The 16312-nt window shown below is 61.7% G+C and carries 16 protein-coding genes; 3 read left to right on the forward strand and 13 right to left on the reverse strand.

The window, feature by feature from the left end; genetic code table 11:
• Positions 1 to 259: ATP-binding cassette domain-containing protein (locus NKI66_RS30685; RefSeq protein WP_352753838.1), on the reverse strand; the 259-nt coding region annotated here is incomplete at its 3' end.
• 140 nt (positions 260 to 399) lie between these two features.
• Here NKI66_RS30685 and NKI66_RS30690 point away from each other — a divergent pair.
• Both NKI66_RS30690 and NKI66_RS30695 read left to right on the forward strand, forming a co-directional pair.
• Positions 400 to 615 (forward strand): hypothetical protein, encoded by a 216-nt coding sequence (locus NKI66_RS30690; protein ID WP_352753839.1) that lies wholly within the window; start codon positions 400 to 402, stop codon positions 613 to 615.
• 366 nt (positions 616 to 981) lie between these two features.
• On the forward strand, positions 982 to 1650 hold the full coding sequence (locus tag NKI66_RS30695; RefSeq protein WP_352679894.1) for a Crp/Fnr family transcriptional regulator: 669 nt from the start codon (positions 982 to 984) through the stop codon (positions 1648 to 1650).
• A 191-nt stretch (positions 1651 to 1841) separates the two neighbouring features.
• Here the strand turns inward: NKI66_RS30695 and NKI66_RS30700 are convergent, their stop codons facing one another.
• The 4 genes from NKI66_RS30700 to NKI66_RS30715 form a co-directional block, all read right to left on the reverse strand.
• Positions 1842 to 2150: a hypothetical protein gene (locus tag NKI66_RS30700; protein WP_352679816.1), complete on the reverse strand. Its 309-nt coding sequence runs from the start codon at positions 2148 to 2150 to the stop codon at positions 1842 to 1844.
• Positions 2151 to 2556: 406 nt separating this feature from the next.
• A complete protein-coding gene (locus tag NKI66_RS30705; protein WP_352679818.1) occupies positions 2557 to 3681 on the reverse strand; it encodes an NAD(P)/FAD-dependent oxidoreductase in 1125 nt (374 codons plus the stop codon).
• 60 nt (positions 3682 to 3741) lie between these two features.
• A complete protein-coding gene (locus NKI66_RS30710) occupies positions 3742 to 5283 on the reverse strand; it encodes an amino acid ABC transporter permease/ATP-binding protein (protein WP_352753840.1) in 1542 nt (513 codons plus the stop codon).
• 96 nt (positions 5284 to 5379) lie between these two features.
• A complete protein-coding gene (locus tag NKI66_RS30715; protein WP_352679824.1) occupies positions 5380 to 6222 on the reverse strand; it encodes an ABC transporter substrate-binding protein in 843 nt (280 codons plus the stop codon).
• A gap of 218 nt (positions 6223 to 6440) precedes the next feature.
• On the opposite strand from NKI66_RS30715, the gene NKI66_RS30720 reads away from it, so the two are divergent.
• Positions 6441 to 7541, forward strand: coding sequence for a LacI family DNA-binding transcriptional regulator (locus NKI66_RS30720; protein WP_352679897.1), 1101 nt, complete (start codon positions 6441 to 6443; stop codon positions 7539 to 7541).
• Between the two features lie 147 nt (positions 7542 to 7688).
• Here the strand turns inward: NKI66_RS30720 and NKI66_RS30725 are convergent, their stop codons facing one another.
• Genes NKI66_RS30725 through NKI66_RS30760 form a run of 8 tightly spaced genes read right to left on the reverse strand, consistent with a single transcriptional unit; the run spans position 7689 to position 16165 of the window.
• A complete protein-coding gene (locus NKI66_RS30725; protein ID WP_352753841.1) occupies positions 7689 to 8780 on the reverse strand; it encodes an ABC transporter ATP-binding protein in 1092 nt (363 codons plus the stop codon).
• A 42-nt stretch (positions 8781 to 8822) separates the two neighbouring features.
• On the reverse strand, positions 8823 to 10241 hold the full coding sequence (locus tag NKI66_RS30730) for an NAD(P)/FAD-dependent oxidoreductase (RefSeq protein WP_352679830.1): 1419 nt from the start codon (positions 10239 to 10241) through the stop codon (positions 8823 to 8825).
• On the reverse strand, positions 10238 to 11101 hold the full coding sequence (locus NKI66_RS30735) for a PfkB family carbohydrate kinase (protein WP_352679833.1): 864 nt from the start codon (positions 11099 to 11101) through the stop codon (positions 10238 to 10240). The genes NKI66_RS30730 and NKI66_RS30735 overlap by 4 nt, the downstream gene beginning before the upstream one ends.
• Entirely contained in the window at positions 11098 to 11952 is an 855-nt protein-coding gene (locus NKI66_RS30740) for a sugar phosphate isomerase/epimerase family protein (RefSeq protein ID WP_352679837.1), read from the reverse strand. The genes NKI66_RS30735 and NKI66_RS30740 overlap by 4 nt, the downstream gene beginning before the upstream one ends.
• 21 nt (positions 11953 to 11973) lie before the next feature.
• The gene (locus NKI66_RS30745) at positions 11974 to 12834 is read right to left on the reverse strand and encodes a carbohydrate ABC transporter permease (RefSeq protein ID WP_352679840.1); all 861 of its coding nucleotides are present in this window, start codon (positions 12832 to 12834) and stop codon (positions 11974 to 11976) included.
• Positions 12831 to 13793, reverse strand: coding sequence for a carbohydrate ABC transporter permease (locus NKI66_RS30750; RefSeq protein WP_352679843.1), 963 nt, complete (start codon positions 13791 to 13793; stop codon positions 12831 to 12833). The genes NKI66_RS30745 and NKI66_RS30750 overlap by 4 nt, the downstream gene beginning before the upstream one ends.
• 8 nt (positions 13794 to 13801) lie before the next feature.
• A complete protein-coding gene (locus NKI66_RS30755; RefSeq protein WP_352753842.1) occupies positions 13802 to 15124 on the reverse strand; it encodes an ABC transporter substrate-binding protein in 1323 nt (440 codons plus the stop codon).
• 27 nt (positions 15125 to 15151) lie between these two features.
• Positions 15152 to 16165 (reverse strand): SIS domain-containing protein, encoded by a 1014-nt coding sequence (locus NKI66_RS30760; protein WP_352753843.1) that lies wholly within the window; start codon positions 16163 to 16165, stop codon positions 15152 to 15154.
• Positions 16166 to 16312: the final 147 nt, after the last annotated feature.

Here is a 16312-nt window from a genome sequence, read left to right on the forward strand (position 1 = left end):
GATCAATCCCGTCGAACAGGACCGAGCCTTGCGTGATCCGGCAGCCCGGCTTGGCATAACCCATTGCGGCAAGGCCAATGGTGGACTTGCCGGCGCCTGACTCGCCGATCAGCCCAAGAACCTGGCCCCGCTTCAGCGTCAGATCGACCCCGTGGACAATGGGATGCCACCGCTCATCCGAGAACCCCTCCACATGCAGATTGCGGATTTGAAGCAGATCCTTTCCTTTTTCGCGTGGGCCTGGGCCGCTACTTTTCATCCCGCAACCCGCTTGTTGCTGACAGCGCCGCAACTGTCAGGAACACGAATTCGGTTCTACCATTTCTGTTAGCGGAAGTTTTTCAGGGCCTCGCCGGCTGTGAGCGACCATCGCGCTTCCGCTCCAATGAGGAGGAAGCCATGACCGAACTCCCACTCTCAACTCGCATCGCGTATCCAGAAGAACTCGCCGCATTGCGGAGGGTGTATGACCGAATTTGCCGAGAAAATGTGCTGCGTGACGGTAGCCCGGACGCGGCGGAATTGAGCGCGCGAGCAATGTCGCTCTTCCAACACACCGGCGAGGTTTTCGACGAAGCTGCTTTCTACGAGATCTTGCGTGGCAAGGGACAATGAACCCAGTTCAGCAACACCTCGACGAGGTTGTGCACGTTCACATGGTCCTTTCAGAGGACGGCAAGGCTCTTCGGGAGGAATGCCGTCGTAATCGCTCCTTCATGGCGGAATCGGTACGAGATTTGCTGCAGAGTAAAAGCGCACGTGGCTTCGCTGAAGGTAAAGGAAGGTTCGACATGCGCTGAGATAAGCGTACCCTGCGTTGATCGGCGGTCACTTTTCAGGGCACCGCCGGCTGTGAGCGATCATCGTGCTTCCGCCCCAACCAGGCAGGTGGCTATGACTAGCTCCAATCGACAATCGGACATTTCTGCCCAACCAATCATCATCCAAGAGCCTGTTTACAGGAATGAGCTCTTGCTGAGGATGTACCCAGCAGACTTGGCACTGCTGCGGCCTCATCTACATAGCGTGTCCCTCCCGCTGAGAACCCAGCTTGAGACAGCGGGGGCAAAAATCCAGGCGGTATATTTCTTCGAGAGCGGGGTTGGGTCGGTGGTGGCCGAACTGAGTTCGACGATCGAAGCCGAGGTGGGCATCATCGGTTTTGAAGGTATGACCGGATCGGCCCTCATCATGGGGGACGATCAGTCCATGCATGACTGCTACGTTCAAGTGGACGCCGATGCTCTGAGCATCGATGCTGGCCCGTTCGCCGCAGCGCTTGCAAAGAGCCCGACCTTGCGGCCTTTCCTCCTCCGGTACGTCCATTATTTTCACCTGCAGGCCAGCTACACCGGGCTGATCAATGCCCGACTGAACATCGTCGGGCGACTGGCCAGATGGCTGCTGATGTGTGCTGACCGAGTCGAGCGCGAGCGTCTGGCAATAACCCATGAATTCTTGTCGGTGATGCTCGGTACGAGACGTCCGGGCGTGACGATTGCGCTCCAGACACTAGAGGGCCAGGGTTTGATCCGCTCAACGCGTGGGAAGGTCGTCATCCGCGACCGGGCCGGTCTCATCGAGACTGCGGCCGGCTCATACGGAAAGCCCGAAGCCGAGTACGCGCGCTTGATCGGGCAGCTTCACTGACACTGAGGTGGACTTTCAATCCCCGGGCAGGCCGCATCTTGCAATCAGCCGGTTTGCATCATCGCCGAGATCGGGCGGCGTATGTGCTGACCTTTCATGCCACATGACTGCCGAAGGGAATTCTCCCGTTCATCATCGGGGTTCGGCGCCATCACGCCGGCCTTGGGTGGGTTTTAGAAGCTTGCCCACCGTTAGGTTCGGGCCACTCGTCGGTCAAGTATCACAGCCAAGCCGCGCGATAAGGCCATTTCGACAATAAGCACTTCAATGTCGTCATTGGCGAGTTTGGTACTGACGACCCTGCGAACTTCCGCAATCGCATCAGCGAGCGAAACCAATGTCAGCGCGACAGGTGGCCGACCCAGGATGAACTCGACAGGCTCATCGCCCACTTCGATGCAAATCCTCGTCAAATAGCGCCGGTTGGTCAGATAATACGTTTCGCCGTCGCAACCGCGATGCGCCCAGGAGGAAATCTGCAAGGCGCGGTGGTCCGACATGGACGCCCGCACGCGGATGCTTCTCATCCGTGACCGGAAAGACCCGCGAAACAAAAACGGGAACAATCAACGCATACCCTTGTTCGCGGCAACTGGGTACGTCGCATGGGCGAGGACCGACTGGCCAAGCGAAGCAATGACGATGATCGAATTTTCCCATTCAATCATAGGTCAGTCGGCACCGCCTTCCGTCTAGGGTGCGCGGACCTGGACATCCACGACCTTCATTTTCATGACTTGCGGCACGAAGGGACAAGCCGCCTTTTCGAGGCCGGGTTCACGATCTAACAAGTTGCACTGGTAACTGGGCACAAGGACTGGAAAATGTTGAAGCGCTACACCCATCTAAAGCCGGAGGCTCTCCACGCGGTATTGGCAGCGTGCGCGGCAGAGGTCGTTGCGCTCCTCAAGAAAATCGAGCCGGTCGAAAGCCTGCGAGGAGTGGGTGCTCTGTCCCGGTGGCGATCTCGCTTGCAAGCAGTTCGCCGGCAATCAGGCCAAGTGTTGCGCCGCTGTGGCTGAAGGCGACGTAGTATCCCTTGACCTCCCGCAACTGGCCGAAGACCGGTTCACCGTCTCCGGGGATTGGCTTCGGCCCGACACCGTAGCTGTCCAGTTCCAATTTCGGATGACCCTCGAGAACATTCGACGCTTCGTCGAGAAGTCCCTGGATGGTCGATGCGTTTACGCGATAAGTGCCATCCGGATTGACCACCACCTCTTCTTCCGACCAGGCGGAATCGAGCGCGAGCGCGCCATCTGGCGTTGGCCGGACGGCGACGCGCGGCGTGTTGAGCACGGCGCGGAGCGGCAAGTCGACTGGCTTGGTCCTGACCAGCAGCGCGATCGGTGTCCCGTCGGCGATACGCTGACCGGAGTCGGCAACCATTCGCGGCACATCCGCACCGGTCGCTAGAAGCACCGCGTCGGCGGCGAAGCTGATGCCGCTGGTCGTCGTGACGCCGGTTGCGCGGCCGTTGGCGACCGTGACGGTAGCGCTTCCGGCGCCGGTGAGAAGCCGCCCGCCACGCTCCACGAATTCCGCGATCAATATTTCGATCAGCGACGGCAGGTCGACCCAGCCCTCGCCCGGGTTGAAGATCGCGCCTTGCGGTGTGACAGCGCTTGCGCAGACACCCGGCGTGACCAACGCTATGTCGCCCGCGGACAGATGTTGCGCATCATAGCCGAGGCCTTTTTCATGGGCGAAGACATCGGCGATCTCGTTTGAGGCATCGTCGGCATCCCATGTCAGGCCGCCGTCGAAACGCAGCCAGGCAGCATCCGGATATCTCGCCGACAGCGTGCGGTAGCGGTCGATACCGATCATGCGCAGGCGATGATACTCAGCCGAGCGCTTGCGCGCCGAATTCATCCAGGCGAGCGAGCGGCCGGACGCCCCCTTGGCGAGCGGTCCATCATTGACCAGAACGGTCTCGATGCCGAGCCTTGCAAGATGAACGGCCGAGGAGACGCCAAAAATACCGCCCCCGACAACAACGACCTTGGAGACCTGATGAGATGCAGCCATGAGATATCTTTCACTGGTGGAGGTTGGATTGGGCGGCCGACTTGAAGGGCTCATGCGTAATCAAAGCACTTCGGCAAGGAAGTGCTTTAGACGCGGGCTTTTCGGCGTATCGAAAATCGCGGCAGGTGTGCCGGCCTCGATGATGCGGCCTTCATCCATGAAGACGACCTGATCGGCAACCTTCCGGGCAAAGCCCATTTCATGCGTCACCACGACCATTGTCATGCCGCGCCGGCCGAGGTCCGCCATGAGGTTGAGCACGCCCTTCACCAGTTCGGGATCGAGTGCGCTCGTTACCTCATCGAACAAGATGACCTCCGGGTCCATTGCCAATGCACGAGCGATCGCCACCCGCTGCTGCTGACCCCCGGATAGGCTGCCGGGACGATGGTGTTTGCGGGCGGCAAGGCCGACATCGGCAAGGCGCGCCTCGGCGATGCGCTCAGCTTCCTGTACCGGGAGGCCCTTGACCTTGGTCAGCGACAGCATGACGTTTTCGAGCGCCGTGTGGTCGGGAAACAGGTTGAACTGCTGGAAAACCATGCCGACACGTCGGCGCAGTCTCTCGGGCTTCATCGCCAGGATGCTCGCGCCATCGAGCAACACCTCCCCACCCTTGGGCTCGACCAGGCGATTGAGACAGCGCAGCAGGGTCGACTTGCCCGAACCTGATGGGCCAATCACGCATGTGACGGTGCCAGGCTTGACTGCCAGGCTGACGCCTTTGAGAACATCGAGATCGCCGTAGGCCATGTCGAGATCTGTGATGGCAAGACTGCCGCCCTTGAAGCGGGGCGGCGCGGAGCCGGCATCAGGGCCGGCCTGCGAAGGTGCACTGCCGGTGGCGCCCTCCAGTTCGCTCACTTCGGCAAGGCCGCTGATGACGAGGGCGGCCTTTTGCTTTCCGGCTCGCAGCGAGTTGTCGATGTAGTTGACCACATGGGTCAACGGCACGGTGATGACGAGATAGAAAACGCCGGCCAGAAGCAATGGCGAGAGGTTTCCCGTGACCACCGCCTGGTCCTGACCGACACGGAAAATCTCGCGCTCCGAGGCGAGCAGACCGAGGAAGTAGACAAGGCTTGAATCCTTGACGTTGCCGATGAACTGGTTGACCAGGGCCGGCAAGACGCGGCGGATGCCTTGCGGTATCACGATCAGGCGCATGCCTTGGCCATAGCTCATGCTGAGCGCCCTGCAGGCCTCCATCTGCCCGCGCTCGACGCTCTGGATGCCCGAGCGAAAGATTTCGCCGATGTAGGCGCCGGCGATCAGGCTCAGCGCAAGAATGCCGAGCGGAAAGGGCGAAGGCCCGAAGATTTCACGGCCGATGCGGGCAAAGCCCTGGCCGATCAGCAGGATGGTGACGATCGCCGGCAGGCCACGGAAAATATCCGTGTAGACCCGGGCGGGAATGCGCAGCCAGCGCGATTGCGAGATGCCCATGACCGCCAGGATCATGCCGAGAATGACACCCAGCACCGTCGACGCGGCGGCGAGGATCAAGGTGTTCTTCAATCCGATCGTGATCATGCTGGGCAGCACGTCCGCCATGGCCTGCCAGTCGAGGAAACTGCGCCGCAGGTTTTCGAGCCAGTTCATTCGCCCCCCTTTCGGTTGCGCTATCCGCATCGTCCGCATCAAGGACGGTAGCCCGGGTTCGGCCGCCGGCATTAAATGCCGGCAGCCGGGTGCGGTTTACTTCTTGGGGAGATACTGGTCGGGCATCGGCGAGCCGGGGAACCACTTCTCGTAAAGCGTCTTCCAGGTTCCGTCCTGCATGGCCGCGTGAAGAGCGGAGTTCAGAGCATTGCGGAGCTTGTCGTTGCCCTTGCGCAGGACGAAGCCAGCCGGCGCGTCAAAGGAAGGTATATTGACCGCGACCTTCAGGTTCGGATAGCGAACGCCATAGTCCTTGGCGGCCTCGTAATCGAGGAAATGAGCAGCCACGGTTCCGTTGTTGAGTGCTGAAACGGCGGAGTTGTTGTCGGGGAACTTGACGAGATCGGTTCCGACGAAGTTCTTCGCCGCGTAAATTTCCTGGAGCGTGCCTTGCACCACGCCGAGGCGTTTGCCCTTGAGCCCCTCCGCCGACGTGATGGCCTTGTCGGCGGTAAGCACAGAGAGATAGCCTGCAAGATACCCGTCGGAAAAGTCGACGGTCTTCTTGCGTGCTTCCGTCGTGCCGATTGCCGCGACCGCGACATCAAAGCGCTCGTTGGCAACAGAAGGCATCAGCGCCGAGAATTCCTGGCCGGTGAAGATCACCTGGTCCGGCTTGAAGCCAAGGCGGCTCGCGACGTTGCGGAACAATTCGATGTCGAACCCGGTGAATGTGCCGTCCGCCTGGGTGAAAGCGTAGGGCTTGGCATCACCCATGGTACCAACGCTGATGACTTTCGCATCAATAAGACCATAGGGATTGTCATCCGCGGAGGCCGCTCCCGAAACCAACCCGGCGCCGACGCACATCGCCATAAGCGCCATTGCGCCGGTCCTGACCGGCGACATCAACGATTTGAGAATTTCTGTCCTGCTCATGTCTTATCTCCACTCTGAAGGTCTGTTCTTATTGATATTTGCGTGGGGCTCGCCATCTGGCGCCTGACCGCACCCCGTCGCAGCATCCGCCGCGTCGTCATGACTCTTGGTCTGCCCTTTCAGAAGAGACCGGTCTCTTATTGCGTGAGACCGGTCTCTTTGGTAGTCGTTATCGTCAGATTGACCTTCCGTCAACAACTCTTGTAGTCGTTCATCCGATGAAAAAAACCGCGCCCAAGACCCAGTCGATAACGGTCAGCGATGTCGCTCGCGCAGCGAACGTGTCGAAAGCGACAGCTGCGCGCGTGCTCGGCGGATACGGCGTCGTCAGCGACATGATCCGGGCCGATGTCATGGCTGCGGCCAAGGCTCTGGACTACCGTGCGAACGAGCTCGCCCGCAGCATGACGACCGGCCGCTCCGGCATCATCGGGGTGGTTGTCGGCGATATCGAGAACCCGTTCTTCAGCCTCGCGGTACGCGGCATCAGCGACGCGGCAAAAGCAGCCGGGTTCAATGTCATCCTGGCCAACTCCGGCGAAAAGATCGAGGCGGAAAAGGCAGCCGTGAAGTTGCTGATCGGCAAGCGTGTCGACGGGCTGATCGTCACGCCATCGGAATCGCGCGACATTGCGCATTTGCGCGATATCCACCGCTCAGGCCGACCGCTTGCCCTGCTGGATAGGGCGCTGCCGGATCTGGATGTCGATACCGTCACGATCGACGATCACGGTATTGCCATGCAGGCGACCCGCTGTCTGGCGGAAGCCGGCCACCACAACATCGCCTATGTGACCGCGGTCGATGCCGAAGGCCATGACTACCGCGATCTCGGGCAGATCTACACCTCGTCGGTCCGCGAGCGCATCGACGGTTTCCTCACCGTGTGCCGAGAGGCCGGACTTGATCGGCCAGAACGCTATGTTCGCCTTGGCGCAACAAGCCCCGCCGAAACGCGCAGGATTGCAGGCGAGATGCTGTCCGCGCCGGATCGGCCGACGGCGATCCTTGCCTCGGACAGCGTCATTGCGCTGGAAATCTTTAAGGTGATCCGCGAGCGCGGCCTGCGGGTTCCCGACGACATTTCGCTCATCACCTTCCATGATGCGGACTGGACGAGCGTCACCACTCCGCCCATTACCGTCATCGACCAGCCGGTTTACGCGCTTGGTAAGAGCGTCGCGGAATTGCTCATCCGGCGATTGAAGGGCGAAGTTCGACCGCCCGAACGGCTCATCTTGCCGACCGCCATCATTGAACGTGGATCCGTCGGCCCGCCCGCAAATGAAAGGCCGCAAGGGCGCCAGGCAAAGGCCTGACGGCGACACGACCCCATTGAAATACGCGAACGCAACAAGGCGAAGCTCGACGCACTCCCGCTTTCACACTTATGGGATCGATCAAGCCCAGCAAACACCCTGTTCGCAATGCTGCGTCCACCCTCATGGCGACCGGCACGTGCCGGCTCATGGTTTGAAGAGCGAACGCCCAGCCGCATCGAAGATGTGGAGATCGGCCGGGTTTGCATTCAGCCGCAGCTTTGCCCCACGCTTGACCTCGACATTGCCGGGCAGCTTGGTCACCAGCGGCAGGTCGGCGCGACCGATGTCGACATAGACCAGCTGAACCTCGCCGAGCTGCTCGACATAGTCGACCGTCCCCTCGAACAGATAGTCAGCGCCGCTGGCGATGATCAGGTCTTCCGGCCGCACGCCGAAGCTCACCGCAGCACCCTTCGCCGAAGCAGGCGTTGCGATCGGCACGGTTGCCTTGCGTCCGCCGACATGGCTGACGACGGTCGAATTGCCTGACTTGTCGATGGTCGCGGGCAGGATGTTCATGGCCGGCGAGCCGATGAATTGCGCAACGAACAGATTGCCGGGCTTCTTGTAGAGATCCATCGGCGTGCCGACCTGCTCGATATGGCCGTCCTTGAGCACCACGATGCGGTCGGCGAGCGTCATCGCCTCGACCTGGTCGTGGGTGACGTAGATCATGGTCGTGTTGGGCATCGATTCCTTGAGCTTGGCGATTTCGATGCGGGTGGCGACGCGAAGCGCGGCGTCGAGGTTCGAAAGCGGCTCGTCGAACAGGAACACCTTCGGATTGCGCACGATGGCGCGGCCGATGGCGACGCGCTGGCGCTGGCCGCCCGACATCGCCTTGGGCAGGCGGTCGAGATATTTGGTCAGCTGCAGGATCTCGGCGGCTTGGCGCACGCGGCGGTCGATCTCGGCCTTGTTCTCTTTGCCGATCTTCATCGAGAACGCCATGTTGTCGTAGACGGTCATGTGCGGGTAGAGCGCGTAGGACTGGAACACCATGGCGATGCCGCGCTTCGACGGCGGCACGTCGTTCACCACTTCGCCGGCTATTCTGAGCTCGCCGGAGGTGATTTCCTCGAGCCCGGCGATCGACCTCAGCAATGTCGACTTGCCGCAGCCCGACGGGCCGACGAAGACGATGAACTCGCCCGACTTAATATCGAGGTCGATGCCGTGGAGAATGTGCAGATTGCCGTATGATTTCCTGATTTGCCGGAGGCTCAGATCAGCCATTGTGCTCCCCTCGATTGCGTGACGATGAGCCAGATGCCCCGGCTACTTCTTGCGCCTGCCTGGCTTCAGTGCCGCCAAAAGATTGGTGATCCTGCCCGCCTTGCGGTTGCCGATCTCGGCCTCGTTTTTGTGGCGCACCGCGGCGCGGACAAGTCTGGCGCCGAGATAACGCAAAGGCTCGGGCGGCAGCGACATGCGCCGCTCGATGCCGACCAGACCGCTTGCGCTCCAGCGATCCTTTCGCTCGAGCACGAGGCTGGCCAGAATGCGTCCGGCGATCGGCGTCTGCGCGATGCCGGTGCCGTTGAAACCCATGCCGTAGAAAATGTTGGGATGATCGCGCAGGTGATCGAAGACAGGAACGTGTTCAGGCACGCAGTCGATCGGCCCCGACCAGTCATATTCGATCGCCACACCGCGCAGCGAGGGGTAGACCCGATGCAGCTCTCGCATATTGTCGCGGCCGTGCTCGGGGCTGCGGTTGAAGCTGGCGCCGAAATTTCCACTGAAGGCGACGTTGCCGCTGCCACGACCGAAGACCACCCTGCCCCCGACGGTGCGCTGGTAGTAGAGCACCTGGGCCTGGGAATCGCAGATCGAGGCACCGTCGCGCCAGCCGATGCTGTCGAGCAGTTCGGGGACGGCGGCAGTGGCAATCACCTCGCTGGCGACGACATAAAGATGTCGCCGCAGTTCCGGCAGCGCCGAAAGCCAGGCGTTGGCGGCAAGCACGATCTTGTCAGCCCGTACCGCGCCATGCGCCGTGCGCACGGTGCATGTCGTGCCGGGTTCGATGGCGAGGACCGGGCTGCGCTCGTGGATGATGACGCCGCGTGCCAGTGCCAGCTTGCGCAATCCGATGGCAAGTTTGGCGGGATGGACCGTGCCGGCGGTGGTCTCGACGACGCCGACATAGGAGGCCGATGAACCGGTGCGGCGTTGAATGTCCTCGGCTGTCAGCGGCCTGAAACGGTTTTCTGCAACAGCCGCCGTCAAGGCGACGGCGTTCTCCCAGGCGCCTTCCTGCGCAATGGAGCTTGCGGTCCACAGCCATCCGTCCAGCCTCAGGTCCATGTCTATGGTGCCATTTTGCTGCAGCGCCTTCAGCTCCGCGATCGATGCCACCGTGTCGGCGCAGAGCTGGCGCGCTTCCTCGAGACCGACGACCGCACTGATCTGGTCGATTTCGGCGAACCATGAATGGACCTGACCGCCGTTGCGCCCCGAGGCCCCCGATCCGCAGAGATCGGCTTCAAGGATGATCACCCGCGTTTGCGGCGCCAGTTCAAGGATCCGCAGCGCCGTCCACAGACCGGTATAGCCGCCACCGACGATCACCACGTCGGCGCGCTCGTGGCCTCGCAATGGCTCGGTCGCAGGGGCGGCGGCAATGTCCTGCAGCCAAAACGACCGGTCAGATGCAAGCGCGACCGCAGGCTGCCGCAAACGAAGTGTACTCACGCTTGGGCTCCCTGCGCATCGACAATGAAGCTGGCATATTTGGCCGGCAGCCAATCGGGTATGGCACGCGGTGTCTGGGGAAACCCGCCAAGATGGGTGCAGGTCTGCGCCGCGGCGATCGACGCGCTGTGCAGTGCCTCCAAGGCGCCAAGGCCGCCGAAACGGAAGCCTGCGAGGAAACTGGCAATGAAACTGTCGCCGGCGCCACACGTATCCACGACATCGACAAGCGTTGCCGGCGCATGCACGACATTAGTGCCGTCGTCGAAGTAGGAGCCGCGGCGGCCACAGGTCAAAACCACCTGCCTTGCGCCGGCAGCCCTGAGCGCCCCGAGCGATGGCTCTATGGAAACATCGACATCGTCCGAGCCGGACGCAAACAAAAGCGGGACGCCGTTGAGGGGCAGCGCCAGATGGGCGGTCGATAGATCAATGCTGAACGGCACATGGTCCGCCACCAGTCGCTGGACAAGGTGCTTGTTGGCGTTGGTGCCGAGATGCACCCAGTCGGCCGCGGCGATGACCGCATAGTGGGCGGGCGCCGGCATGTAGTTTTCGCCGACACCGAAGGATTCGTGCAGGAACTTCCGGTCGCCGCATTCATCGCGCAGCAAGGTGACGGCCGTATCGCCGGGACGCCGTTCGACATCGTCCCGCGATAGGCCGGCACCTGCCAGCTCGGCAAGCACCACGTCGCCTTCGGGATCGTTCCCGACGGCCCCGAAATAGCGCGCGGACCAGCCGTTGCGCCGCCATTGCGCCGCAACATTCAAGGCGTTGCCGCCCACCGTCATCAAGTTGTTGGTCAAATAGACATCGAGGCAATTGTCCCCGACGGCGACAAGCTTCTTCGACGTCATGCCGGCACCGTTGCGCGATCGAGATAAGGCGCGATGGCGCCAAGGCAGCGTGTCCAGGCTTTTATCGGATCGAGCGCGTAGGAGCCGTTGCCGAACGGCTCGAAGGTGAACTTTCCGGCATAGCCGAGGCGCGCGAGTTCGCTGACATAATGGCCGAGCGGCAGCGTGCCCTCCCCCCACACCAGATGCCCGCCTGGCGTGCCATCGACCAGATGAACATGCGCCAGCCGCGAGCCGAACAGGTCAACATAGCCGGCCACGGTGTCGCCGGCCGTGGCCATGGCGACAGTGTCGAGCACGACATCGACGTTGCCGGCGCCCACCTCATCCAGCATTTGGCGCAGGCCCGCCGCATCATTGACGAGGTTGCTCTCGAACCGCTGCAACGGCTCGAGCAGGCAGCGCACCCCGTTTGCGGCGGCACGCCGGGCGATCTCGCCGATCGCGTCGACCGCGCGGTCCCATGCCGGTTGCCGGGGTTGGCTCTCGTAGCCCCGGCCAGGCGTCAGGAAGAGATAGCGGGCGCCAAGCGCCGCGCAGATTTCGGCTGCACGGCAAAACCGCTCGATGCTGTCCTGGCGCAGTGCGGCGTCGCCGGAGGCGATGTTGATTGGGTACAACACCTGCTCTGGGGTGAAGCACCAGGCCGACAGCTCGTTGTCGGCAAGCACCCGGCGAACGGATTCGACACGAGCGCCCGTAGCATGGAACAGGTCCAGATGCGGGGCAATCCCCCACAGCTCGATCTCGCGCATGCCAAAGTCGCGGATCGTCCTGGCGACCTCATCGAAGGGGATGTGCTGAAAGCTGAAATTGGCTCCGATCAGCTGGTGGGCAGCGAGCTGCGGCATGAAGGCTCCTTTCGGGAATTGTTATTTGCCGATGCCTTCGGCCAGGCCACGGATGAAGTAGCGTTGCGCGGCAAAGAACACGATCACGATAGGCAGGGCCGAGATCGTCATGGCCGCGAACACCACGGCGTAATTGGTCCCGTGGGTTGCCATGATCGACGTCAGTCCAACCGGCAGCGTCTGCACATCCGAGCCGCTCGTGAAGATCATGGCGAAGAGATATTCGTTCCAGGCGAACAGGACGTGCAGGATGACGCAGGAGATGATGATCGGCCGGCACAGCGGCAAGGTGATGCGCCAGAAGATCTGACCCTCGCTGGCGCCATCCATCGTCGCCGCCTCGTCGATGTCTTCAGGCAGATCCAGCATGTAGGCGCGGATGAGGAAGGTGGTGAACGGCACCCGGAACGCCGTGTAGAGAATGATCAGCGCCCAGTAGGTGTTGTAGAGACCGAGCGCCTGCAACATCTTCACCAGTGGAATGATCGCCACCGTGGGGCTCAGCATCAGCCCGCCAAGAACGATGGCGATAACCAGCGGCTTTGCCGGCATCTTCGTGCGGGTCAGGCCGAAGGCCGTCCAGGCGCTGATCAGCACGGTGCATATGGCCGAAGCGACGGTCACCAGCACCGAGACTGTTACATAGCCACGCACGCCCTGGTTCCACGCCTGCACGTAGTTGTTCCACGCCCAATGGGTGGGCAGGGAGAAGGGATCGCCAAAGATCTGCGCATTGTCCTTGAAGCCGCTCAGCGCCATCCAGATCAGCGGATAGATGACAACGACACCGAGGCAGACCAGGAACGAATAGAGCAATGTCCTGGCGATGACCGACCACACATTGACGTGTCGGCCGCGACCGGCTGCGATCGTTGCGCTCATAGCTGCACCCGGCGGCGCTTGGTGTACCAGAGCTGTGCCGCACCTGTGAGCATGGTCAACATGAAGATGACGGCGGCAATCGCCGCGCCATAGCCGAAATTGTCCTCGATAAAAGCCTTCTGGTAGAGCCACGTGCCCAGCACCTGGCTGCTGTTGTTGGGCCCGCCCGCGGTCATCACCATGACCTCGTTGAACACCTGGAACGCGCCGGTGATGGTGACGATGATCATCAATCCCGTCATTTCCCGGGTCAGCGGAAAGGTGATGCTCCACAGGCGGCGAAGCGGACCGGCGCCGTCGATCGTCGCGGCGTCGTAGAGGTCGCGCGGGATCTTCTGGATGGCAATGGCAAACAGCAGCGTCGAATAGCCAAAACCCTGCCATTGGCTCATGGCAATGATGGCATAGATGGCGGTGTGCTCATTGCCGAGCCAGGGCATGACGAGCTGGCTGAGACCAACACGGCTGAGGGCTGCATCCAGCAAGCCGATCTGCGGCTGGTAGATGAAATAAAACAGCAGGCCGGTCACCGTGATCGAGATGGCCGACGGCACGAAATACACCGCGCGCCAAAGGCGGCGCCAGCGATCGCTTTTCAGGTCCTCGATGATGGCCGCCAGCAGGAACGCGCCGAAGACCTGGAAGATGACGGAGATGATGGCGTAGAGGCAGTTGTTCCACAGCGCCAGCAACACGACCGGGTCATGCAGCAGCCGGTCGTAATTGGCGAGGCCGACACTGGTGACCTCGCCGGTGTAGATGTCCTGGTCGGTGGTGCTGACGATGAAATTGTCGACGATGGGATAGTAGACGAACCAGCCGATGAGGATGAGCGCAATCGCGGCCCACCGCAACGACAACAGATTGGCGAAGCGCGCCCGCCGGCTCTTTGGCCGTTGCGGCCTGGCGACGCCGCCAATCTCGGCGCCGCTGTCCACTGTGTCCCAGGCCCTTGACATGGTCTGCTTTATTTGGCCGCGGATGCGGCTTTGCGCACCTCGTCCATCACTTGCTCGGGCGTCATCGAGCCGCCCGCCAGCGCCTGCAGGCTGGACAGCCAGACGGCGGCGACGCGCGGTGGGTTGGCCGTATCCAGCCAGGGCATGAGGTATGAGGCGGCGTTGATATCCTTGAGGCCGTCGACCACAGCCGCGCTCATGTTCGATTCCGAGGCGCCGCCGATGGTGGCGCTCGGCTGGCCATAGGGTGGCGCGGAAAGCACCTGCGCGTTTTCCTTCGAGGTCACGAACTTCATGAATTCGATCGCCAGCGGGATGTTCTTCGACGCCGCATTGATCATGTAGCCCTCCGGCGCGCCCTCGATTGACTTGGGGTCACCCTTGGCGCCGCCGGCCACCGGCAGCCGGAAGAATCCGAAATCGGCGGGCTTTAACGCTGACTCCGGCGTGGCGGCCTGATCGAACTCGATGATCTCCTGGTAGTACATGGCCGACTGCGCGTTGGTGAAGGCCTGGAGAGCCGAGGCATAGGATGTGCCGTTGACGCCGGCGCCATCGGTGCAGCGCTCGACAAGCTGGCTGAACTGCTTGAGTGCTGCGATATAGCCCGGATCGCTGTATTGGGCGGTGGCCGGATCGAAGTCCCGTTCCAGCGTTGCCTGCGGCACGTTGTAGGCGAGCAGCTGGCCTGCAAAGTGTATTGCCGGCCAGGCCTCCTTGTTGCCGAAGGAGATCGGTGTCGCGCCGGATTTGCGGATGGCGTCGCAGTTGGTCAGCAATTCCTCGAAAGTGGCGGGTGCCTTGAGGCCGAGCTTGGCGAAGATCTGCTTGTTGTAGCCCATGAACTTGGCGTCCTGGTAAAGCGGAATGCCATAGAACCTGCCGTTGTATTCGAACGCCTTGACGGCGGCCGGAGACAGCGACTTGCCCCACTCGGTATCGGGACCAATGACGGGCGTGAGATCAACGGCGCGATTGCCGCGCACGAAATTGCCGCCCCAGCTGCCTGTCCAGGAGAAATAGATATCGGGCAGCGAGTTGGAAGCGACCAGCGTCTTGGTCTTGCCCTTCACGCTGTCGTCGCTCTCCTGGATAAGTTCGACCTTCACATCCGGATGGAGCTTTTGAAAGGCCTGCGCCAGGTTGACGAAATAGGGTGACAGCTGTTGCAGCCCGAACTTGGTCAGGACCGACAGCGTGCCGGTGTATTCCACCTTGGCGGTGGGGTCGGCCGCGACAACCGGCGAAGCGGCGGAACTGCCGCCTATCGACAATCCCAATGATGATACAGCGGCCACCGTGACCGCCACGACTTGCAGCGAACGTTTCATAGATAGCTCCTTCAGAGGTGAGAGGGATCAATATTCAACGCGTTTGTAGTAGCGACGGGTGGTCAGCGGGTGGTTGCGCAGCACCTCGAGATGGGCGCTCAGCCGCTCGAGCAAGGTGGCGAGCAGAACCGGCGAGATCATGCCGCGGACTTTTGCGGAGATGCCCGGCAACTTGACCGAGGCCGCATCCAGCGTGCGAACGCGGTCCGTGTAACGCCTGGCGAAGTTCTCGACCCGGTCGGTCAAGGGCCGAAGGGCATCCTCGCCCTTGAACACAAAAACGCTGACGCCCGGCTCGACCAGCTCGAGCGTACCGTGGAAGAAGTCGGCGGCGTGCACCGGGCGGGTGCGAATCCACTGCATCTCTTCGAGGATGCACATGCCGTAATAGTGTGCCTGCGGCCACACCGAGCCGGCGCCGGTGAAGATGTGATAGGTGTCGTCCTTGATCGTCTGGGCCAGTTCGGCCGCCTTGTCCTCAAAGGCAGCCTTGGCGTCGGCAAGCAGGTCCGGCAGCAGTTTGAGTTCGGCGACAGTGCCATCAAAATCATCGTATTCGCCGCGCTCTTCCAGCAGGGCCAGGACTATCAGCAGCGTCTGAAGGTAGAAGGATTCCGACGAGGTGTCGTCTTCGGCGAAGTTCGTGAAATTGTGGTCAGCCTCCCGCGCGATCGGCGTATCCGAATGGCCGGTAAGCGAGATCGTGCGCACGCCGCGTTTTTTCAGGAAGGCCATGAGCTCGACGCCTTCCTTGGTCGTGCCCGACAAGGACGGGATGACCACCACGGCCTTGCTGTCGAGACCGGCGGGCGGATCGATCACGACCTGCGCCGGATAGGCACCGCTCACCGGGAATGTGGAACAGCGCTGCGCCAGCTCGATCGCTGGCAAGGTTAGAAACTGCACGCCGCCGGTGCCCATGAAAAACAGCCGCTCGACGCCGTCCGCCCGCAGTGTGCGCATCAGTGAGCGGACCTCACCTGCGACGGCGACGGCCCCGCTTTGGATCTGTACGAAGCGGTCCCTATCGAAGTTCAGCATGACGTTTTCCTTGTATTCGCATGCGACAGGCCTCTGCCTCGCGTCAGGCATCGGTGTGCCGTCCAATTCGTTTTTTCGATGTGAGATCGATCTCACAAGCAATAATGGGCACGCAATTTCGCCAATGGCAAGTCCTTGAGACGAAAT

The sequence above is a fragment of the Mesorhizobium sp. M0518 genome (genome assembly GCF_040321125.1).
Classification (GTDB): domain Bacteria; phylum Pseudomonadota; class Alphaproteobacteria; order Rhizobiales; family Rhizobiaceae; genus Mesorhizobium.